General features: G+C 74.2%; 21 protein-coding genes. 7 read left to right on the top strand and 14 right to left on the bottom strand.

Annotation, left to right across the window (positions count from 1 at the left end; all coding sequences use genetic code 11):
* Positions 1–249: 249 nt before the first annotated feature.
* The 5 genes from ACW69E_RS24965 to ACW69E_RS24945 are packed head-to-tail and all read left to right on the top strand — an operon-like array spanning position 250 to position 4,936.
* Positions 250–1,089 (top strand): UbiA family prenyltransferase, encoded by an 840-nt coding sequence (locus ACW69E_RS24965; protein ID WP_457500549.1) that lies wholly within the window; start codon positions 250–252, stop codon positions 1,087–1,089.
* Positions 1,086–2,285 carry an NAD(P)/FAD-dependent oxidoreductase gene (locus ACW69E_RS24960; RefSeq protein WP_457500548.1) on the top strand — a complete coding sequence of 400 codons (1,200 nt, stop codon included), beginning with the start codon at positions 1,086–1,088 and terminating at the stop codon, positions 2,283–2,285. The genes ACW69E_RS24965 and ACW69E_RS24960 overlap by 4 nt, the downstream gene beginning before the upstream one ends.
* Positions 2,282–3,370, top strand: a complete 1,089-nt coding sequence (locus tag ACW69E_RS24955; protein WP_457500547.1) for a type III polyketide synthase — start codon at positions 2,282–2,284, stop codon at positions 3,368–3,370. The genes ACW69E_RS24960 and ACW69E_RS24955 overlap by 4 nt, the downstream gene beginning before the upstream one ends.
* A complete protein-coding gene (locus ACW69E_RS24950; RefSeq protein ID WP_457500546.1) occupies positions 3,367–3,885 on the top strand; it encodes an isoprenylcysteine carboxyl methyltransferase family protein in 519 nt (172 codons plus the stop codon). The genes ACW69E_RS24955 and ACW69E_RS24950 overlap by 4 nt, the downstream gene beginning before the upstream one ends.
* A gap of 22 nt (positions 3,886–3,907) precedes the next feature.
* Positions 3,908–4,936 carry an FAD-dependent oxidoreductase gene (locus ACW69E_RS24945; RefSeq protein WP_457500545.1) on the top strand — a complete coding sequence of 343 codons (1,029 nt, stop codon included), beginning with the start codon at positions 3,908–3,910 and terminating at the stop codon, positions 4,934–4,936.
* 28 nt (positions 4,937–4,964) lie between these two features.
* Here the strand turns inward: ACW69E_RS24945 and ACW69E_RS24940 are convergent, their stop codons facing one another.
* The 6 genes from ACW69E_RS24940 to ACW69E_RS24915 form a co-directional block, all read right to left on the bottom strand.
* Positions 4,965–6,365, bottom strand: a complete 1,401-nt coding sequence (locus ACW69E_RS24940) for an alpha/beta hydrolase domain-containing protein (protein ID WP_457500544.1) — start codon at positions 6,363–6,365, stop codon at positions 4,965–4,967.
* A gap of 78 nt (positions 6,366–6,443) precedes the next feature.
* A complete protein-coding gene (locus ACW69E_RS24935; protein ID WP_457500543.1) occupies positions 6,444–6,719 on the bottom strand; it encodes a hypothetical protein in 276 nt (91 codons plus the stop codon).
* Positions 6,720–7,114: 395 nt separating this feature from the next.
* A complete protein-coding gene (locus tag ACW69E_RS24930; RefSeq protein ID WP_457500542.1) occupies positions 7,115–7,900 on the bottom strand; it encodes an ABC transporter permease in 786 nt (261 codons plus the stop codon).
* On the bottom strand, positions 7,897–8,877 hold the full coding sequence (locus ACW69E_RS24925) for an ATP-binding cassette domain-containing protein (RefSeq protein WP_457500555.1): 981 nt from the start codon (positions 8,875–8,877) through the stop codon (positions 7,897–7,899). The genes ACW69E_RS24930 and ACW69E_RS24925 overlap by 4 nt, the downstream gene beginning before the upstream one ends.
* 89 nt (positions 8,878–8,966) lie before the next feature.
* Entirely contained in the window at positions 8,967–9,812 is an 846-nt protein-coding gene (locus ACW69E_RS24920; RefSeq protein WP_457500541.1) for a DUF4097 family beta strand repeat-containing protein, read from the bottom strand.
* 84 nt (positions 9,813–9,896) lie between these two features.
* Entirely contained in the window at positions 9,897–10,406 is a 510-nt protein-coding gene (locus ACW69E_RS24915) for a toxin-antitoxin system HicB family antitoxin (protein ID WP_457500540.1), read from the bottom strand.
* A gap of 420 nt (positions 10,407–10,826) precedes the next feature.
* Here ACW69E_RS24915 and tap point away from each other — a divergent pair, with 420 nt between their 5' ends.
* Positions 10,827–13,019, top strand: coding sequence for a telomere-associated protein Tap (gene tap / locus ACW69E_RS24910; RefSeq protein WP_457500539.1), 2,193 nt, complete (start codon positions 10,827–10,829; stop codon positions 13,017–13,019).
* A 3-nt stretch (positions 13,020–13,022) separates the two neighbouring features.
* The gene (tpg, locus tag ACW69E_RS24905) at positions 13,023–13,577 is read left to right on the top strand and encodes a telomere-protecting terminal protein Tpg (protein ID WP_237881330.1); all 555 of its coding nucleotides are present in this window, start codon (positions 13,023–13,025) and stop codon (positions 13,575–13,577) included.
* Between the two features lie 101 nt (positions 13,578–13,678).
* On the opposite strand, the gene ACW69E_RS24900 is transcribed toward tpg, so the two are convergent.
* From ACW69E_RS24900 to ACW69E_RS24865, 8 genes are all read right to left on the bottom strand, one after another.
* Positions 13,679–16,087: an ATP-binding cassette domain-containing protein gene (locus ACW69E_RS24900; protein WP_457500538.1), complete on the bottom strand. Its 2,409-nt coding sequence runs from the start codon at positions 16,085–16,087 to the stop codon at positions 13,679–13,681.
* Between the two features lie 85 nt (positions 16,088–16,172).
* The gene (locus tag ACW69E_RS24895) at positions 16,173–16,589 is read right to left on the bottom strand and encodes a VOC family protein (RefSeq protein WP_457500537.1); all 417 of its coding nucleotides are present in this window, start codon (positions 16,587–16,589) and stop codon (positions 16,173–16,175) included.
* Positions 16,590–16,599: 10 nt separating this feature from the next.
* On the bottom strand, positions 16,600–17,019 hold the full coding sequence (locus ACW69E_RS24890; protein ID WP_457500536.1) for a helix-turn-helix domain-containing protein: 420 nt from the start codon (positions 17,017–17,019) through the stop codon (positions 16,600–16,602).
* Positions 17,016–17,333: a hypothetical protein gene (locus tag ACW69E_RS24885; RefSeq protein ID WP_457500535.1), complete on the bottom strand. Its 318-nt coding sequence runs from the start codon at positions 17,331–17,333 to the stop codon at positions 17,016–17,018. Before ACW69E_RS24885 ends, ACW69E_RS24890 begins: the two co-directional genes overlap by 4 nt.
* A gap of 43 nt (positions 17,334–17,376) precedes the next feature.
* Positions 17,377–17,787, bottom strand: a complete 411-nt coding sequence (locus tag ACW69E_RS24880) for a VOC family protein (protein WP_457500534.1) — start codon at positions 17,785–17,787, stop codon at positions 17,377–17,379.
* A 69-nt stretch (positions 17,788–17,856) separates the two neighbouring features.
* Positions 17,857–18,204: a DUF1330 domain-containing protein gene (locus ACW69E_RS24875; RefSeq protein WP_457500533.1), complete on the bottom strand. Its 348-nt coding sequence runs from the start codon at positions 18,202–18,204 to the stop codon at positions 17,857–17,859.
* Positions 18,205–18,325: 121 nt separating this feature from the next.
* Positions 18,326–19,009 carry an ABC transporter ATP-binding protein gene (locus ACW69E_RS24870; protein ID WP_457500532.1) on the bottom strand — a complete coding sequence of 228 codons (684 nt, stop codon included), beginning with the start codon at positions 19,007–19,009 and terminating at the stop codon, positions 18,326–18,328.
* Positions 19,006–20,112, bottom strand: coding sequence for an ABC transporter permease (locus tag ACW69E_RS24865; RefSeq protein ID WP_457500531.1), 1,107 nt, complete (start codon positions 20,110–20,112; stop codon positions 19,006–19,008). The genes ACW69E_RS24870 and ACW69E_RS24865 overlap by 4 nt, the downstream gene beginning before the upstream one ends.
* Positions 20,113–20,156 lie beyond the last annotated feature (44 nt).

The following is a 20,156-nucleotide window of genomic DNA, read 5'->3' as shown; positions in this document are numbered from 1 at the left end:
GCCATCCGGGTGCCGCCGGTGTCCGCCGGATGCCGGAGGGCCCCGTGTGAGCGGGCGGCGGCGGGGGCACCGATCCCGCATGCGCACCGTGATCAACGGGGCGGCCGGGAGCACCGGCCCCACCGTCGAAGGCCGCCCGCGCGCCGAAGGCGCGTACGGCGGCGCCGGCCGGGCCCGGCGCCCACCCACCCTGTCCGGCCCGCCGCGCGGCCGGCCCGCCGGAGACCGCGTCGCGGCACGGCGGCGCCCGTGACCGCCGGAGAGGTCCGGGCACGCCCCGGACCGCCGACCGCGCTCGCGCTGCTCACCGCCGCCCACGGCGGGCCGGCCCTGGCGGTCACCGCCGTCGCGGGCCTGCTCGCGCTCCGCGGCGGGCTGCGCCCGGCACCGGCCGCCGCCGTCACCGCCGCGGTGCTCGCCGGCCAGCTCACGATCGGCTGGGGTAACGACCTGCGCGATCTGTCCCGCGACCGCGCCGCCGGCCGCGCCGGCAAACCGCTGGCCGCCGGGGACCTCCCGGTGAGCGCGGTGGTGCGCGCACTGGCCGCGGCCGCGCTCGCCTGCCTGGTGCTGTCCGCGCTCACCGGCCCGCGCGCCGCACTGGTCAACATCGTCCTCGTCACCGGCGCGGGCCACGCCTACAACCTCGGCCTGAAAGCGACCCGGTGGTCCTGGGCCCCGTACGCCTGCGCCTTCGGGGCGCTGCCCTCGGTGGTCACCCTCGCCGGACCCGCCCAGACCTGGGCGGCGCCGTGGGCGACCGGCGCCGGCGCCGCGCTCGGAGTCGGGGCGCACCTGCTCAACACCCTGCCCGACCTCGCCGACGACGAACGCGCCGGGGTGCGCGGCCTGCCGCACCGGATCGGCGAACGCCCCTCGCGCGCCCTGGCCGCCGCTCTGCTGGCCGCCGCCTCGCTGCTCGCCGTCCTCGGCCCCGCCGGAGACCCTCCGGCCTGGGCACTCGCCGCCCTCGTACCGGTGGCCGCCCTCACCGCGCTCACCCTGGCCGCACACGGCCGCACCCCCTTCCGGGCCGCGGTGGCCGTCGCCCTGCTCGACGTCGTACTGCTCGTGGCGGCCGGCCGATGACGCCGGCATCCGCGCCACCGGCACCATCCGCGCACTGGGACCTCGCCGTGGTCGGCGCCGGGCCGGCCGGCGCCGCCGCGGCCCTGGGCGCGCTGCACACCGATCCCGGCCTGCGCGTCGCCCTCCTGGACCGGGCGGACTTCCCCCGGGACAAGGCATGCGGAGACGCGGTGGCCCCGCACGTCCTCGACCTCCTCGCACAGGTCGGCGTCACCGGCCTCCTCGACGACCGGATCCCGGTCGGCCGGCTCCGCCTCGGCCGCGGCGGCCTGACCACCGAGCGGCCGATGGCCCGCCCGGCATGGGTGGTACCGCGCAGGGTCCTCGACGCCCGGCTGGCCGACGCGGCGGTCGCGTCCGGCGCCCACCTCCTGCGACACCGAGTCCGCGGCCTGCGGCAGGACACCGAAGCGGTGGTCCTGGACGGGCGGATCCGCGCCGCGGTCGTCGTCGGTGCCGACGGCGCCCACTCGGCCGTCCGCCGCGCGCTCGGCCTGCCCGGCGGCCCGACCGCCCTGGCGCTGCGCGGCTACGCCCCGGTCCCTCCCGGACGGCGCGGCGCGCAGGTCATCGAGTTCGGCACCCTGCACCAGCCGTCGTACGCCTGGTCCTTCGACCGCGGCGACGGCCTGGCGAACGTCGGGTACGGCGAGACCCTCCGCACCGGCCGCAAGGCACCGGTCCGCGCCCGGCTGCTCGAACGGCTCGAGGCGCTGCTGCCCGGAGCGGCGGAGGGCGGGCGGCAGTGGGTCGGACACCACCTGCCGCTCTCGACGGCGCGCTGGCGCCCTCCGCCCGGCCGGGTGCTGCTCGCGGGCGACGCCGCCGGGCTGGTGAACCCGCTGACCGGCGAGGGCATCTACTACGCGGTGGCCACCGGCATCGCGGCGGGCCGTGCCGCCGCCGCGGCCTGCCGGGACCGAAGGCCCGAACGGGCGGGGGAGCGGTACGCCCGCGCCACCGGCCGGATCCTGCTGCCCCACCTGCGGCACACCGCCCTGGCGGCCCGCCTGGCCCGCAGCCGCCACGCCGTCGAGGTGGCCCTGCGCGCCTGCTCCGCCGACCAGCGCGTCTTCGACGACCTCGTCGAAATCGGCCTGGCCCGGGGCCGCCTCACACCCGCCCTCGCGTTCGGCCTCGGCCGGGCGCTCGCCGCATCCGCCCGCCCGACCGGCCGAAACCGGGAGCCAGCATGAGCACGCGCGTCCTCAGCGTTCGCGGCACCCTGCCCGAGCACTGTCACCGGCAGGAGGAGATCACCGAGTTCCTCACCACCATGCCGACCGCCGGCGCCGCCGACCGCGGCCTCGTCGAGCGGCTGCACCGCAACGTGTGCGTCGAGACCCGGCACACCGCGCTTCCCCTGGAGGAGTACGCCCGGCTGGGGGACTTCGGCCGGGCGAACGACGCCTTCATCCGGGCGGGCACCGAACTCGGCGGCCGCGCGGTCGTCGAAGCGCTCAAGGACGCCGGCCTCGCCCCCGCCGACGTCGACTGCGTCGTGTCGTGCACGGTGACCGGCCTGGCCGTCCCCTCGCTGGAGGCCCGCGTCGCGGCGGAGATCGGGCTGCGCCCCGACGTGGTGCGCCTGCCGCTGGTCGGCCTCGGCTGCGTCGCCGGCGCGGCCGGTCTCGCCCGGCTGCACGACCTGCTGCGCGGCCGGCCGGACGGGGTCGCGGTGCTGATGTCGGTCGAGCTGTGCTCGCTCACCCTCCAGCGCGACGACGCCTCGGTCGCCAACCTGGTGGCCGCCGGCCTGTTCGGGGACGGCGCCGCGGCGGTGGTCGCCGTCGGCCCCGAGCATCCGCTCGCGCACTCCGAGGACCCCGCCCGGCCCCTCGTACTGGCCTCGCGCAGCCGCCTCTACCCCGACTCGGAGCGCGCGATGGGCTGGGACGTCGGACCCGGCGGGTTCAGGATCGTGCTCGACGCCTCGGTCCCCGACCTGGTGCGCCGGTACGTCGGCGGCGACGTCCGCGAATTCCTCGCCGACCACGGGCTGAACGCCGGAGACATCGGCTGGTACGTGGCGCATCCCGGCGGCCCCAAGGTCCTCCACGCGCTGCAGGACGCGCTCGGGGTCGGGAGGGAGGCCCTGGGCGTGACCTGGGAATCGCTGCGCCGGATCGGCAACCTGTCCTCCGCATCGGTGCTGCACGTCATGGCGGACACGCTCGCCGCCCGCCCGCCCCGGCCCGGCTCCTACGGACTGATGCTCGCCATGGGGCCGGGCTTCTGCTCCGAACTCGTCCTCCTGCGCGCACCGGGCGGTGCGCGATGAGCAGTGAGCCGCTGTTCACCGTCCTGGTCGTGGCCGTCGGTCTGGAACGGATCGCGGAACTGGCCGTGTCCCGCCGCAACGCCGCCTGGAGCTTCGCGCGCGGCGGTGTGGAACTCGGGCGGGGGCACTACCCGTTCATGGTGGCGCTGCACACGGGCCTGCTCGCCGGTGTGCTCGTGGAGGTGTGGACGCGCGGGCCGGACGCCGTAGCGCCACTCGCCTGGAGCATGTTCGTCCTCGTCGCGGCCTCACAGGCGCTGCGCTGGTGGTGCATCGCCACCCTGGGCCGGCAGTGGAACACCCGGGTGATCGTCGTGCCCGGCGCCGCGCGGGTGACCGGCGGTCCCTACCGCCTCCTGTCGCACCCGAACTACCTCGCCGTCACCGTCGAGGGGATCGCGCTGCCGCTGGTCCACTCGGCCTGGATCACGGCGGCCGTCTTCACCGTGCTGAACGCCCTGCTGCTGGCCGCCCGCGTCCGCACCGAGGACGCCGCACTGGCGCGACTGGCCTGAGATGCCCGGGGGAAGGGCCACCGTGGACCTGCTCGTCGTCGGCGGCGGCCCGGCGGGGCTCGCCACCGCCCTGTACGCGGTCCGGGCAGGGCTTGAGGTCACCGTCCTCGAACAGCGCGCCGGCACCGTCGACAAGGCGTGCGGCGAGGGGCTGATGCCAGGAGCCGTCGCCGCACTGGCCGCGCTCGGCGTGCACCCGGCCGGACACGAACTGCGGGGCATCCGGTACGTCGCCGGGCCCCGCCGGGCCGCCGCCGCCTTCCGGGCGGGGCCGGGCCGCGGGGTGCGCCGCACCGTGCTGCACGCGGCGCTGCGCGAGGCGGCGCTGGCCGCGGGCGCGCGGATCGAGCACCGAACCGTGCGCGGTGTCGAGCAGGACGGGCGGGGCGTGGTGGCCGGCGGCCTGAGGGCCGCCCACCTCGTCGCGGCCGACGGCCTGCACTCGCCGATCCGCCGGGCACTGGGCCTGGACCGGCCGCACCGGGCGCGCCCGCGCTACGGACTGCGGCGCCACTTCGAACTGAACCCCTGGAGCGACCATGTCGAGGTGCACTGGGCCCGCGGCGCGGAGGCCTATGTGACCCCGGTGGCCGACGGACTGGTGGGCGTGGCGGTGCTCACCGCCGGCCGCGGCTCCTACGACGACCACCTCGCCGCCTTCCCCGGTCTGCGCGAGCGGCTGTCCGGGGCCCGGCCGGCCGGACCGGTGCGCGGGGCCGGACCGCTGCGCCGCGGCGCGAGAGCGCGCACCGCCGGCCGGGTGCTGCTCGTCGGCGACGCGGCCGGCTACGTCGACGCGCTGACCGGTGAGGGTGTGGCACTGGCACTGGCGCAGGCGCAGGCGGCGGTACGCGCGGTCACCGGGGGCGATCCGGGAGCCTATGAGCGGGACTGGCGGCGGCTCACCCGGCGCTACCGCCTGCTGACCCGCGCACTGCTCGCGGCGACCGGGCCACCCCCCGCCCGGGCGGCGCTGGTCCCCGCGGCGCAGCGGCTGCCCCGGCTGTTCTCCGCCGCCGTCGACGCGCTGGCCCGCCCGGCGGGGGAGTGAGCCCCGGCGGGCGGACGGTGACCGGTGGTCAGTGCTTTCCGATGCCGGAGCCGACCGCCTCCCGGAAGTTGCGCAGCGCGTCGCCGGGAAGCAGATGGCCGGACAGGACGTTGCGGGTGTCGGCGCGGCGGACGGCGGACACGTAGCCGGCGTGTGAGGGGTACAGCCGGTCGAGACGGCCCTCGTCGAACGGGATGTGGGTGCCGAACAGGACGCAGAAGGTCTCCCCGGAGTTGTCGCCGGTGTTGAGCGCGGTCGGTGCCTGGACCTGGGACAGCCGGATGCCGCCGCGTGCCAGGCCGAACCCGTCGCGCGCCTTGGTGCCGTCGGGGGCGAACTCCAGCGGCGGCGCCGTCGGCGGCCGGACACCGCGTTCGGCCCAGCGCACCAGATGGCCGTAGGCGGCGGCGATCACGTGGTGCAGCGGAACCCTGCTGAACGCCGGACGGTCGCAGGCGTAAGTGGGCGCGGAGCCCAGGTCGCGGTCGAGGAGGGGCCGGCGGTACTCCTGGCCGTGCCATCCGGAGTGCGCGGTGCCGGCGACCTCCCAGCGCCGGTAGCGGTCATCGTCGGCGCGCCGCTCCGGGGTGCGCACATCGGTCTCCGACAGCACGTGGAACACCGGTTCGGCGCCCTTCCGGGACGGCGCGGGACCGACGATGTGGGCGTAGGCGTCGAAGACGGGCCCGGTCCGGGGCAGGACGCGGTCGTAGTAGACCGTCATCCGCGCGGCGGACTGCGACGCACCGACGGCCAGTACCGTCTCGGCCCGGAGCGGTCCGAGGGGGGCGGCACCCTCACGGGTCCGCAGGGCCCGGGCAGCCTGCGCGAACACGTCGTAGGACAGCTCGTCGGCGGTGAAGCGGCCCCGGCCGGTGACATCGAGCCGCCCGTAGCGGGCGGGGCTCCAGCCGCGCAGCTGTTCCACCCCGATCCGCTGGGCGGAGACGCCGACCCAGGCGTAGCCCCCGCGGAGGATCTGCTCGGGGGACCACAGGGCGTCCAGGTCGTACCCGGCCGAGACGTTCTGCCACTCGGTCAGGACCGTGCCGTTGAAGTCCCCGGGGTCGGCGGGGCGGCGGACGATGACGCGGGTGGTGTACGGCACGTCGGAAGCCAGGAGTTCGCCGGTGGTGCTGTAGCCGTCGGCCTCGCCGGACAGAAGGAACTCCTCCTCCACGTACCCGGCGGCGGCCAGGTCCGTGGAAGTGGACAGCCATGGATAGGTGTCCTCCACGTCCGGGGCCGAGGGATCGCCGGGAACCGTCCCGGCGACGGGCCCCCGCACGACCGGCGTGCCGACCACCGCCCCGGGCGCCGCCTCCGCCGCCGGGGCGGACCGCGGGGCGGCCTCGGCCGCTCCCGTGGCCAGGGTGGCGGTGACCAGGGCGGCCAGTAAGATCCGCGACGTTCTGCGCCATGTGCTCATACGCGTCCGGCTCCTTTTCCCGGGCGGGCTGCGGTGCCCGCCCGTCCCCGGACAGGATGGCCGGTGCGGGCGGGGGCCTCATCGGCCGAACCACCGGCCCTGACCCCCGCCCGCTTCCCCGGTCGGCAGCGTCTGCCGGGTGATCGACGACGCCGACACCTGGAACCGGCTCGCCGCCCTGCTGCCGGAGGCCGGCGCCCGGGAGGTCAGGGACTGCTGGGAGATCGGGGAGCAGGAGGCGGGACTCGGCCTGCTCGTCTCCGGCCTTCTCGCCCACCGGGTACCGATCAGCGAGACGGTCAGGGCCCGGATCTCCGTGCTCGCGGAGGACCGGGGTGAGCGGGAGGCGCTCACACCCCGGATCCTGCGGTGCCGCGGCGACGGAGGCGTGTCCACCGTGAGGCTGGTCGAACAGGAGGGCGGTTCCGTCGGCGGGCCGGCGGCCGGAGCCGGTCCAGGCCCGGCCGGTTACGTCCTCCTGCCGTGGACCGCCTGTGACGGATGCGGCCAGGTCCTGCTGCGAGCCCATGACCGGCAGCGCGGTGGGGAGGCCTCTCCTTCTCGGCCCGGCACTACGCCATCACCTCGCCCGGCCGTGCCACCGTCCTGCGGACGATCCCCGCCGGCGCCGCTGGCGAGGCGTTCGATGTGCTCCTGCGGGAGTGCGACGGGCCGCCGGCGGCTGCCGGCCCGGGGGGACACCGCGCCGCGCGGGGCGGAGCCACAGGACGGCCCGCGCGGTCGTCGCGCTACCTCGGGTCGCGGTTGAACAGGGACTTGGACCAGAGGTGTCCGAGTGCGGCGAGGACCAGGCACCAGGCCACGGCGAGCGGGCCGTTGTGGCCGATCTCGGTGCCGAGCAGCAGGCCGCGCAGGGTCTCGATGGCCGGCGTGAAGGGCTGGAACTCGGCGACCGGCCGGAACCAGCCCGGCATCGCGTCGACGGGGACGAAAGCGCTGGAGATCAGCGGCAGGACGATCAGCGGCATCGCGTTGTTGCTCGCCGCCTCGGCGTTCGGGCTGACCATACCCATTCCGACGGCGATCCAGGTGAGCGCCAGGGCGACCAGCGTCACCAGCCCGAAAACGGCCAGCCACTCCAGGGCGGTCGCGTCCGAGGACCGGAAGCCGATGGCCACGGCGACGGCGCCGACGAGGACCACACTGGCGACCGACCGCAGCACACTGCCGACGACGTGCCCGATGAGCACGGAGCCGCGGTGGATCGCCATCGTGCGGAAACGGGCGACGATGCCCTCGGACATGTCCGTGGACACCGACACCGCGGTGCCCACCACGGTGCTGCCGATGGTCATCATCAGCAGGCCCGGCAGGAGGTAGGCGAGGTACGCGGAGCGGTCGGCGCCGCCGATGCCCGCGCTCATCACCTCGCCGAAGACGTAGACGAACAACAGCAGCAGGACGATCGGGGTGAGCAGGAGGTTCAGCGTCAGGGACGGATAGCGCCGCACGTGCAGCAGGTTGCGGCGCACCATCGTGGACGAGTCGCGGACGGCGAGGGGCAGGGAACTCATCGGGAGGTCTCCTGGGAAGGCTGGTCGGTGCCGCCGGTCAGGGCGAAGAACACGTCGTCGAGGTCGGGAGTGCGCACGGTCAGCTCGTCCGCCTCGACACCGACGGAGTCCAGCCGGTCGAGAACGGAGCGCACCTCGCGCTGGCTGCCGTCGCTGGGGATCCGCAGCACGAGGGAGTCGTCGTCGCGGGTGGCCCCGCGCAGTGCGCCGGCGGCGCACCGGTAGGCGGCCGGGTCGGTGAAACGGAGGCGGACATGGCCGCCGGACACCAGCCGCTTCAGCTCGTCGGGGGTGCCCTCGGCGGCGATCCTGCCGCCCGCGAGCACGGCGACGCGGTCGGCGAGTTCGTCGGCCTCCTCCAGGTACTGGGTGGTGAGGAGGACCGTGGTGCCGCTCGTGACGAGGTCACGGACGGCTTCCCACATGTTGTGACGGGCGCGGGGGTCGAGGCCGGTGGTCGGTTCGTCGAGGAAGATGACGCTCGGGCCGCCGACGAGTGTCATGGCGATGTCGAGGCGCCGCTTCATACCGCCGGAGTAGGTGGAGGCGGGCTTCTTCGCCGCGTCGGTCAGGCCGAAACGCTCCAGCAGTTCGGCGGTGACCCGCCGCCCCTCGCGCCTGGACAGGTGGTGCAGGCCGGCCATGAGGAGCATGTTCTCCTCGCCGGTGATCAGGCCGTCGACGGCGGAGAACTGCCCGGTGACGCCGATCGCGGCGCGCACGGACTGCGGTGACCTGGCGATGTCGTGGCCCGCGACCAGGGCCCGGCCGCCGTCGGCGCCGATGAGGGTGGAGAGGATCTTGACGGTGGTGGTCTTGCCGGCGCCGTTGGGTCCGAGCAGCGCTAACACGGCCCCGGCCGGGATGTGCAGGTCGATGCCGTCGAGGACGGTCTTGCCGCCGTAGGACTTGTGCAGCCCGGTGGCGGAGACGGCGGCGGGTGGTCGTGAACCACCGTTCCTTTTGGATGTGGGCATGACAGATGAAGGCATGGAGTCCTCCCTCTCGGAGGCCGAAGCGGTGAAACGGTGAAGTGGTGGGGCGAGCCGGCCCGCGGGGCCGGTGTTCAGGCCCGGGCTCGGCGGATGTCGATGTTGCCGTAGCGGGTCCGGGCGCGTACCTCGACGGTGTCCTCGGTCTTCTGCGGGGCCTCGGAGGCGGCGAGGGTGTTGCGCACCTGCCCGCGGGCGGAGCTGACGTCGAGCCAGGCGGCCGTCCCTTCACGGACGCCGACCTCGATGGCTCCGTAGGAGGTCTCCAACTGGACTGTCCCGCGAGCGACTTCGGCGACGCGCAGGGTGCCGTGGGCAGTGGTGGCGACGACCGGGCCCTCTGCGCGCGTGATGTCGATGTCGCCGTTGGAGCCGCTCACCCGCAGCTCGTCCGCCGCGGTGCCGACAGTCGTGGTGCCGTGCGAGTTCTTCAGTGCGGCGGGACCGCGGACGGCGCCGACACGCAGGCTTCCGGAGCTGGTGGTGATCTCGGCCGGACCCTCGACCCGGTCGACGGTGATCGAGCCGTGGGAGGCCGTCAGCTTCAGCGGCCCGGTCGTATCGAGGCGGACGTCGCCGGAGGAGGTCTTCACCCGGACCTCGCCGAGCCGGCCCTCGCCGAGCACCTGGGCCCAGGCGCCGGTCATGTCGACGTGCGAGTCCGCGGGCAGTTCGACCGTGACGTCGACGGTGCCGGTGCGCCCGACGATGTGGCGCCGCCTGGGTGTCCTGACGGTCAGGGCGCCGCCGGAGTACGCGACCTCGGTCTGGTCGGCCGCACGTACGTCCTGTTCCCGCTTCGGGTCGCGGGGCCGCACCTCGACGACGGTGTCGAGGCGGTCGCCCGCGGTGAACCGGATGGAACCGGCCTCCACGTGCGCCGTGGCCGAGATCGGTTCCGGGGTGTCGAAAGAAGGCATGGCTGTCCCGTTCTCCTGGGTCTTGGTGACGTCCCCGCTGGTGGGACGTGGTGTGGGTGAGGTGGTGCGAGCGCCGGGCGCGGGCTAGCGCACCCAGCCCGTGTAGCTCTGCCCGATGGTCCGGGTCTTCTCCACCGGGCGGGGGTGGTGGCCGTCGAGCGCGGCCGACACGGCGCGCACCAGCCAGGCGTTGACCGACAGGCCCTCGCGGCTCGCGGCCTCCTCGGCCCGGGCCTTGAGATGGGCCGGAAGGCGCAGGTTGACGCGGGCGGTGCCGCCCTCCTCGCCGTCGGCCGGGACTGGGGGCGCGAGTGGCTCGGCAGGTGCGGAGGGCTCCATGGGGGCGATGTCGGAGGGCGGCATCACCACGAATTCGGGGTCGAGCCCGCGCAGCCGTACGTCGACCGAGCCGGGGGCGAGTTCGCGGGTGATCTCGTCCATCGCGGCGGAGAGCACGTTGAGCATGGTCAGCCGGGCCGCCGACTCCAGAGGGGTGGTGAGCCTCTCGGCCAGCTCACGGGCTTCACCGCCACCGGCCTCGGCGGCCACCGCGAGTTCGCGGCGGAGGGTGTCGACATACGGAGTGAGGTCCATAGCGCCATGATGGCACCATGTGGTGCCATGCGCAAGCCCGGATGGCGCCTTGTGTGGGGGAGGGGCGAGGGAATCCTTATTGAGCTGCGGAAACGCCGCTTCGATGGCCTGTTTGGCTGCGGCTTCATACGTGCACGCGGGGCTTTGGGGGTGTGTTCTGGCGCCATTGGGTGCCAACTGGAGCCACGTGGCGCCATGGAGTGCCATCGGGTGCCACTGCGGCTCCTCTCCCGTCTTTCGGGGGCTGCCGGTGAGGACCCGCCTTCACCTGGATACGGGGGCGCGAGCTCAGGGCCGGGCAGCGCGGGGTACCGGGCGCCCGGTGCCCCCCGGGGGGAGCGGGGAGGGGGTTGAAAGCGCTGGTTGGAGGCGACATGGGAAAGAGGCGAATCTGATAACTTCCCGGCGGAGGTGAAAGGCGTGCCCACCGAGGAGGAGCTGTTCGCGTCCGTGGACGCGCTGCTGGAGGAGGAGCCGCAACTGCCGCCCCCGGCGGAGCGGGCCCGGCTGCGGGAGGCCGCCGGAATCACCCAGGCCCGTCTGGCCCAGGCGATGAAGTCCACGCTGCAGACGGTGAAGAACTGGGAGAACGGGCGCGCGGAGCCGAGGCCGCCACGGCTGCAGGCGTACCAGCGGCTGCTGGAGGGCTGGGCCGCGAAGTACCCCGGAACCGAAGCCGCCTCACCCCCGTCCGCGCAGGCACCGCAGGCACCGCAGGCACCGCAGGCACCGCAGGCACCGCAGGCACCGCAGGCACCGACCGCGGCCCCCGGCTCCGGGCAGCCGGCCGCCGTCCCCGCCGCACCCGCGACGCCCTCCGAGCCTCCGGCCGGGCCGGGGCCGGCCGCCGTGCCGGACGCGAAGCGGCCCCCCGAGCCCGCGCCGCCGTCCCGCCCGGCGCGTGAGCGGCCAGCGGCGCCGGACACCGCCGCCTCGGCCGCCGACACCTCCTACCGGTCCTGCCGGCACGGCCCGCTGGCCGTCCTGGACGGCGACGGCCTCGCGTACGGCGCGCAGGGCATCGTCCTGGAGTGCCCGGCCACGACCATCCCCGAGCTGGTGGAGTGGACACTGGCCGAATCCGGCCTGGGAGCACCCCGTCTGCACCGCGCGGGCCGGGACTCCGATCCGCTGATCGTGCTCACCGCGGCCGCGGCGGTGAAACTCGGCCTGCCCGAGCGCCTGGAAGGACACGAGGCCCGCCGCACCCTGCGCCTGCCCGACGACCACCCGGTGGTCAAACAGCTGACGAAGGCGCGGTGGAAGCTGACCAAACGCGGCTTCGGGCCCTGGGCCCGCGTCTACCGCCCCGCCTCCGAAGGCCGTCGGCAGTGCGTACAGCTGGCGATCCTGTCCTGGGACGCGCTCGACCCACGGGCCTGGCCGGGCGCCGCCGACCTGGAACCGGCCCGGCTCGCCGACGCGCTGGGCCTCTACGCCACCCGGGTCATCACCCCGCGCGGCTCCACGGCCGTGACCGGCCTGGAGCTGATGACCGCCCTGCGCCCGCCCACCCGCGCCGTGCGGGACGCCGGCAGCGGCGCCTGGGTCTCCGGCCGCAACCCCGGATCACTGGGCACCGAACCGGTCGACCCCGCCCCGCCCGAGGCGCCCGCCGGGCATCCCGTGGCCCAGGGCTGGGAAGGGGGGTTCCTGGACGAGGAGGTCTACCAGTGGGTTCGCGGGGTCGACCTGCTGTCGGACGCCGAATGCCTGCTGCCGTTCGCCGTCGGCCTGGACATCAACACCGCGTTCCTGGCCGCCGCCGCCCGTCTCGCCGTCGGCCTGTCCGGCCCCGAGCACGTCATCCGCCCGGCCTTCGACAAGAAGATCCCCGGCTGCTGGTACGTGGACCTGTCCCACATCGACCTGGACCCGCGCCTGCCCTCACCCTTCACCCCCACCGGCGAGCGCCCCGAAGGGCCCGCCTGGTACGCCACCCCCACCGTCGCCTACGCCCAGGAACTGGGGTACGACGTCCGGCCCGCCGAGGCGTATCTGCGCCGGGACAGCGGCGCGTACCTCGACCCCTGGCACGACCGGCTCAAGGCCGCCTACCTCGACACCCTCGCCGACCTCGGCGTCACCCGGGACCTCAACGACACCGCCTACCTCGCCGCGATGGAGCGCCACAGGCACACCGATCCCGCCCTGGCCATGGTCCTCACCGCGATCAAGGCCACCGTCAAGGGCGGCATCGGCAAGCTCCGCGAGCGCCCCCAGGGCCGCCACCACCGCGACGGGGAGCGCTGGCCGGCCCTTCAGCGCCCGACCTGGCGCCCCGACATCCGCGCGGCCGTCATCTCCAGGGCCCGCGTCAACATGCACCGCAAGATGCTCAGGACCGCCGAGGCGACCGGCCTGTACCCCCTGGCCGTGCTCTCCGACTGCGTCGTCTACCCCAGCCCCGGCGACTCACCGCTGGACTTCCTGCCCCGCACCGCCTCCGGCAAGCCCCTGCCCGGCTCCTTCCGCCTCGGCCCCAGCCCGGGCCTGTGCAAGGTCGAGGGCGTGGCGCAGCTGGCCTGGGCGGTCGATCTGATGGAGCAGGGCTACAACCCCGCCCGCCACATCAAGGACGGCGTCGACGCCGTCCTGGACGAAGGAGAGTGACCCGTGGGGGAGATCGACGACGCCATCGAGCGCGCCGAGGCGGAGACGTTCACCCGCAACCCGCCCAAGTCCCTCCAGGCCCGGATCAACTTCCTGCTGGGCAAGCTCAAGACCACCCGCGCCGTGGCCGCCGAACTCGGCGTGAGCCAGCGCTCGGTGGAGCGCTACCGCAGAGGCGACCGGAAGAACCCGCCCCGGCACATCGCCGACCGCATCGACGCCGCCGTCCGCGCCCGCTGGCAGCCCCTGGTGCGCAGGCGCCGCCGCCGCGAGGCCGCCACCACCGGCGGCATCACCATCGAGACCCGCGCCCGCTTCGGCTACTCGGCCCCCATCGGTTCCACCGACGATCCCCGCCTGCGCCGCCTGACCGTCCACCTTCCCCCCGCCTACGCCGACCGCCTCTTCGCCGCCCGCCAGCAGGGGGCCGACGACCGGCAGCTGCGCGACATCGTCGCCGAGGGCCTGCGGGAGGAGTACTTCCGCGACGGCGGCCGCCGAGCCGAACACCTCGATGTCGCCTTCACCGACATCGACTACATCGACGTGTCCTTCTGAACGGCCGTCCGGCCCGCCGCGGCTTGCGGCGGGCCGGACCGGGACCGGCTGAGCGGCTCCGGCCGACCGCTCCGGAGAGAGGCCGGCGGGAGCCTCGCGACTCAGGCGCCGACGTAGGCCGCCAGATGCTCGCCGGTGAGGGTGGAGCGGGAGGCGACGAGGTCGGCGGGGGTGCCCTCGAAGACGATCCGGCCGCCGTCGTGACCGGCGCCGGGGCCGAGGTCGATGATCCAGTCGGCGTGCGCCATGACCGCCTGGTGGTGCTCGACGACGATGACCGTCTTCCCGGAGTCCACCAGCCGGTCGAGCAGGCCGAGCAGCTGCTCGACGTCGGCGAGGTGGAGACCGGTGGTCGGTTCGTCGAGGATGTAGACGCCGCTCTTCTCGCCCATGTGCGTGGCCAGCTTGAGCCGCTGCCGTTCGCCGCCGGACAGTGTGGTGAGCGGCTGGCCGAGGGTGAGGTAGCCGAGTCCGACGTCGACGAGCCGGCCGAGGATCCGGTGCGCGGCCGGGGTGCGGGCCTCACCGGAGCCGAAGAACTCCTCGGCCTCCGCCACCGGCATCGCGAGGACCTCGCTGATGTCGCGCCCGCCGAGGCGGTGTTCCAGCACCGACGCCTGGAACCGCTTGCCCCCGCACTCCTCGCAGACGGTGGCGACCCCGGCCATCATGGCCAGGTCGGTGTAGACGACGCCGGCGCCGTTGCAGGCGGGGCAGGCTCCCGAGGAGTTGGGGCTGAACAGCGCCGGTTTCACACCGCACGCCTTGGCGAAAGCCTTGCGGACCGGGTCGAGCAGCCCGGTGTAGGTGGCCGGGTTGCTCCGCCTGGAACCGCGGATGGGTGTCTGGTCGACGCAGACGACACCGGTGCCGTCGGCCTCCGATTGGCGCAGCAGCGATCCGTGCACCAGCGAGCTCTTGCCGGAGCCCGCCACGCCGGTGACCACGCAGAGCACCCCGAGCGGGATGTCGACGTCGACGTCTCGCAGGTTGTGCGTCGCCGCGCCGCGGATCTCCAGGGTGCCGGAGGGCTCGCGCACCGTCTTCCTGAGGGCGGCCCGGTCGTCGAGATGGCGGCCGGTGAGCGTGTCCGAGGCCCGCAGTCCTGCGACGGTGCCCTCGAAGCAGACGGTGCCGCCGGCCGTCCCGGCACCGGGGCCGAGGTCGACGACGTGGTCGGCGATGGCGATGACCTCGGGTTTGTGCTCGACGACGAGGACGGTGTTGCCCTTGTCGCGCAGGCACAGCAGCAGGTTGTTCATCCGCTGGATGTCGTGCGGGTGCAGGCCGGTGGTGGGCTCGTCGAAGACGTAGGTGACGTCGGTGAGGGAGGAGCCGAGGTGGCGGACCATCTTCACCCGCTGCGCCTCGCCGCCCGACAGTGTGCCCGCCGGCCGGTCGAGCGAGAGGTAGCCCAGCCCGATCTCCACGAAGGAGTCGAGGGACTGCCCCAGCGCCGTGAGCAGCGGTGCCACCGACGCCTCGTCGAGGCCGCGGACCCACTCGGCCAGATCGCGGATCTCCATCGCGCAGGCGTCGGCGATGGAGATCCCCTCGATCTTCGACGACCGGGCCTGCTCACTGAGGCGGGTGCCGTCGCACTCGGGGCACTCGGTGAAGGTGACCGCCCGGTCCACGAAGGCCCGGATGTGCGGCTGCATCGACTCCCGGTCCTTGGACAGGAACGACTTCTGGATCTTCGGGATCAGCCCCTCGTAGGTCAGGTTGACGCCGTTGACCTTCACCTTGGTCGGCTCGCGGTACAGGAAGTCGTACCGCTCCTTCTCGGTGTACTCGCGGATCGGCTTGTCAGGATCGAAGAAGCCCGACTCGGTGATGATCCGCACCACCCATCCGTCCCCGGTGTAGGTGGGGATGGTGAACGGGTCCTCGGAGAGCGACTTGGAGTCGTCGTAGAGCTGGGTGAGGTCGATGTCGGAGACCGTGCCCCGGCCCTCGCAGCGGGTGCACATGCCGCCGGTGCGGTTGAAGGTCACCTTCTCGGTCCGGGTCTTCTCGGCGCCGCGGTCGACCCTGACCCCGCCGCTCGCCGAGACCGAGGCGACGTTGAAGGAGAACGCGGAGGGCGGGCCGATGTACGGCTTGCCGAGCCGGCTGAAGAGGATGCGCAGCATCGCGCTGGCGTCGGTGGCGGTGCCGACGGTGGAGCGGGGGTCGGCGCCCATCCGCTGCTGGTCGACGGTGATCGCGGTCGTCAGCCCGTCGAGCACGTCGACCTCGGGCCGGGCCAGCGTGGGCATGAAGCCCTGGACGAAGGTGCTGTAGGTCTCGTTGATCAGCCGCTGCGACTCGGCGGCGATCGTGTCGAACACCAGTGAGCTCTTGCCCGAGCCGGAGACCCCGGTGAACACCGTCAGCCGGCGCTTCGGGATCTCGATGCTGACGTCCTTGAGGTTGTTCACGCGCGCGCCGTGCACACGGATCAGGTCGTGGCTGTCGGCGGCGTGCGGCTCGGGTGCCCGCGTGCCCGTCCTCGCGGTGGTGCTCATGGTGTCCCCCATCTGCCGGCCGGCTCGTCCCGGCCGGATCCGAGTGTGTGGTGTTTTCTTCCGTTCGCCGGTGAGGGCCCGCAGCTCACCGCGTACGGGGCTGGACGAAGCGCAGCATGTTGCCCGCGGGGTCGCGGAAGGCGCAGTCGCGGACTCCGTACGGCTGGTCGACCGGCTCCTGCAGCACCTCGCCGCCCGCGGCGCTGATGCGCTCGAAGGTGGCGTCGCAGTCTTCGGTCGAGAAGATCACGCCGCGCAGCATGCCCTTGGCCAGCAGTTCCGCCATGGCCCGCCGGTCGGACGGAGAGGCGTTGGGGTCCGCGACGGGAGGTTCCAGGACGATGTCCACACCGGGCTGCGACGGCGCGCCGACGGTCACCCAGCGCATCCCCTCGAACCTGACGTCGTCGCGGACCTCCAGGCCGAGGGCGTCCCGGTAGAAGGCGAGCGCCTCGTCGTGGTCGTCGACGGCGATGAAGCACTGTGCCAGGTTGATGTCCATGGGGCTCACGCTACGGACGGGAAGCGGGTTTCGCTTCTCCGTTTCTGACCGGCCGCGTGTGGATCTTCGCGATGCAGGCCGGGACGGCGGCGCCCTCGTCGTGCGGACGGGCCCGGTACGCGCTCGGGCTCTCGCCGACCAGCTCGGTGAACCGTGAACTGAACGACCCCAGCGACGTGCAGCCGACCGCGAAGCAGACCTCCGTCACCGACAGGTCACCACGCCGCAGCAGCGCCTTGGCCCGCTCGATCCGGCGCGTCATCAGATAGCTGTACGGCGTCTCGCCGAAGGCGGCGCGGAAGCTGCGGGAGAAGTGGCCCGGCGACATGAGGGCGACGCGCGCCAGCGCCGGGACGTCGTGCGGCTCCGCGTAGTCGCGGTCCATCAGGTCACGGGCCCGGCGCAGCCGGACGAGATCCTCCAGCGTCACATGTCCACCATCCCACAGCGCCGGGCGCCCCCGGCACCGTTTCCGGCGCGCGGCGGGAGCGTCCGGCGGCGCCGCGCCGCCACCGCGCGTTCGGCCCGGCGTGCCGTCAGGTACGCGTACGGCGATCTGCCGTAGGCCAGCCGGAACCAGCGGCCGAGGTGTGCGACGGGCACGCCCGCCTCGCGGGCGAGCGCCTCGACGTCCAGCGGTCGCGCGTACTCCCGGTCGATCCGGTCGCGGACGCGGCGCATTCGCGTGAACTCGCTCAGGCGCTGCGCCTGGACGAGCGCGCGTCTCCAGGCAGGGCGGCACATGGCGGAACTCCTTCCCGTCGGTTCCCGTCGGCGGCCGGCCGGCTCAGCGCAGTTCCTGGACGCGGACCAGGTTGCCCGCGGGGTCGCGGAAGGCGCAGTCGCGGACGCCGTACGGCTGCTCGACCGGCTCCTGGACGACCTCGGCCCCCTTGGCCCGCACCTTCTCGAAGGTGCCGTCGAGATCCGGCGTGCCCAGCTGGATCCAGCCGTAGGTGCCCTTGGCCATCATCTCGGTGATGGTGCGGCGCTCGTCCTCGGTGATCCCGGGGTCGGCGGCGGGCGGGGCCAGGAGGACGGAGGTGCCGGCCTGGCCGGCGGGGCCGACGGTGATCCAGCGCATCCGGCCCTCCCCGACGTCGGTGCGGACCTCGAAGCCGAGGACGTCGCGGTAGAAGGCCAGGGAGGCCTCCGGGTCCTCGTGCGGAAGGAAGACGGTGTGAATGGTGATGTCCATGTGATCAGGCTAGGCACGGTCGTGCGGCCCGCGCTTCTCGAAACCTGACCGGCTCCCGGCCGTCCCGGCTCACCCGGCGGGCAGGGCCTCCCGCATCGCCCGCGCGGTGGTGGCCGGGTCGTATCCCTCGGCGACGCCCTCGACCAGGATGATGTCGCCTGCGATGTGCCGGGAGCGCAGCGGTGCGATCTCCCGGTAGGCCGGCGAGTCCCACCAGGCCCGCGCCTCGTCGATCCCGGGGAAGCCGATCACCACGACGTGCCCGGGCCAGCTCCCCTCCTTCACCTCGTGCTGGGCGCCGTGCACGAGGAAGCGGCCGCCGTACGGCTCGAAGGTGGCGGGGATGCGCTCGATGTACTCGGCGATCTCCGGGTGCGGGGCCGCTTCCCGCAGATGGGCTATGGCGTAGGCGGGCATGGGGTCCTTCCGTTCGGCCGGGTTCTTCCGTACGCGGACGATCCTGGCAGCCGGACGCGCCGGGGGCGATTACCCGCCGGGTAATCGCCCCCGGCGCCAGGGCCTGCGGGAGGCGTGCGGCCTACCGGACGGCGGAGGGCAGGCGCAGACGCCCGTCGTGCATCTCGGCGACCCGGTCGACCGCGGTGAGGTGGGCGCGGTCGTGGGTGACCAGGACGGTCGCGGTGGTCTGCCGGTGGGTGAGACGGGTGATCAGGTCGACGACGGCTGCGCCGCGTTCGTGGTCCAGGGCGCTGGTGGGCTCGTCGACCAGGAGCACGGTGGGGTCGTTCATCAGGGCGCGGGCGATGTTGACGCGCTGGCGCTGGCCGCCGGAGAGCTGATGGGGGCGCCGGTCGGCCCGGTCGGCCAGGCCGACGGCGTCGAGCAGTTCCATGGCCCGGGCGCGGGCCCCGGACGGGGACCGTCCGTCGATCCGCGCCATGACCTGGAGCTGTTCGGCGGCGGTGAGGGAGGGCAGCAGGTTGGGCTGCTGGAAGACGATGCCGATCTTGCGGCGGCGGAGCCCGGCGAGATCGGCGCGGGTCATGCCGGTGGTCGTGGTGCCGTCGACGGCGACGGTGCCGCGGTCGGGGGTGACGAGGGTGGCGGCGACCGCCAGCAGGCTGGACTTGCCCGAGCCCGAGGGGCCGACGACCGCGGTGATGCTGCCCCCGGGCACGTCCAGGCTGACACCGTCGAGGGCGGTCAGGCGGGAGTCGCCGTCGGGGTAGGTGAGGGTGACGTCGGTCAGGTGCAGGCTCATCGGGCGCTCCCCAGGGCGGTCAGCGGGTCGACGGAGGTGATGCGGCGGATGGACAGGGCGGCCCCGAGCGCCCCGAGCGCGGTCATCACGGCGGCCGGGACGAGGACGGTGGCGGGCGTGAGCAGGAAGGGCACGTCCATGCCGGAGACGAGGGCACCGGCGGCCGCGGCCGCGCCGGTGCCGATCAGGGTGCCGCAGGCCAGCAGGACGACGGCCTGGCCGAGAGCGTCCCCCAGCAGGGTGGCGGTGGAGGCGCCCAGGGCCTTCAGGACGGCGATGTCACCGCTGCGCTGGATGGTCCACACGGTGAAGAAGGCCCCGACGACCAGAGCGGAGATCACGAACAGGAAGCCGCGCATCAGCTGCAGTGAGCCGTTCTCGGAGGCGTAGGAGCCGATCGCGGACAGGGAGTCGTCCCTGGCGACCGTCCTGGTGCCCGCCGCCCGGTCGGCGGCCTCGACATCGGCGGCGGAGGTGGTGTTCAGGGCGATGACGGTGGCCGCCGGTCCGTCGGCCCCGCCCGTGGGAGGCGTGATCTCCCGCCAGAAGCCCAGGCCGGTCCAGACGACCGGGGTGTGGCTGAAGAAGGCGTCACCGCTCACGGCGGCGACGGTCGCCCGCCGCCCGGCGAGGGTGAACGCGTCGCCCACCGCGAGGCCGAGATCGTGGGCGGCGGTGGCGGACAGGACCACCGCGTCACCGGGCCCGCCGTTCAGCCCGCCGCCGGGCCCGCCGTCGGGGACGAGCGCGGAGCCGGGCCGGACGCCGAAGACGGACACCCCGGCGCTCCTTCCCCCGGCGGCCGCCTTCGTGGTGGTGATGCCCAGCGGCTCGGCGCCGCTCACGCCGGGCGTCCGGGCCCACCGCCGCCACTGCCGCTCGGTGACGGCGGAGTCCGCGTACGACGGCTCCCCGCCCTCCTCCGGCGCCGCGAAGGCGATCGCGTCGGCGGGCAGGGAGGTGATCGCGGAGACGTTCTGCCGGCCCAGGCCGGCTGTCAGGCCGGACAGCAGCCCGACCAGCAGGGTCATCAGCACGATGACGGCGCCCATCAGGGCGAAGCGCCCCTTGGCGAACTTCAGGTCTCTCCACGCTACGAACACGGTGCTGCCCGCCCTTTCAGAGGACACCGGGGGAAAGCGGTGTG

Source organism: Streptomyces sp. SS8, assembly GCF_054072955.1.
This window is presented reverse-complemented; position numbering and strand designations above follow the sequence as displayed.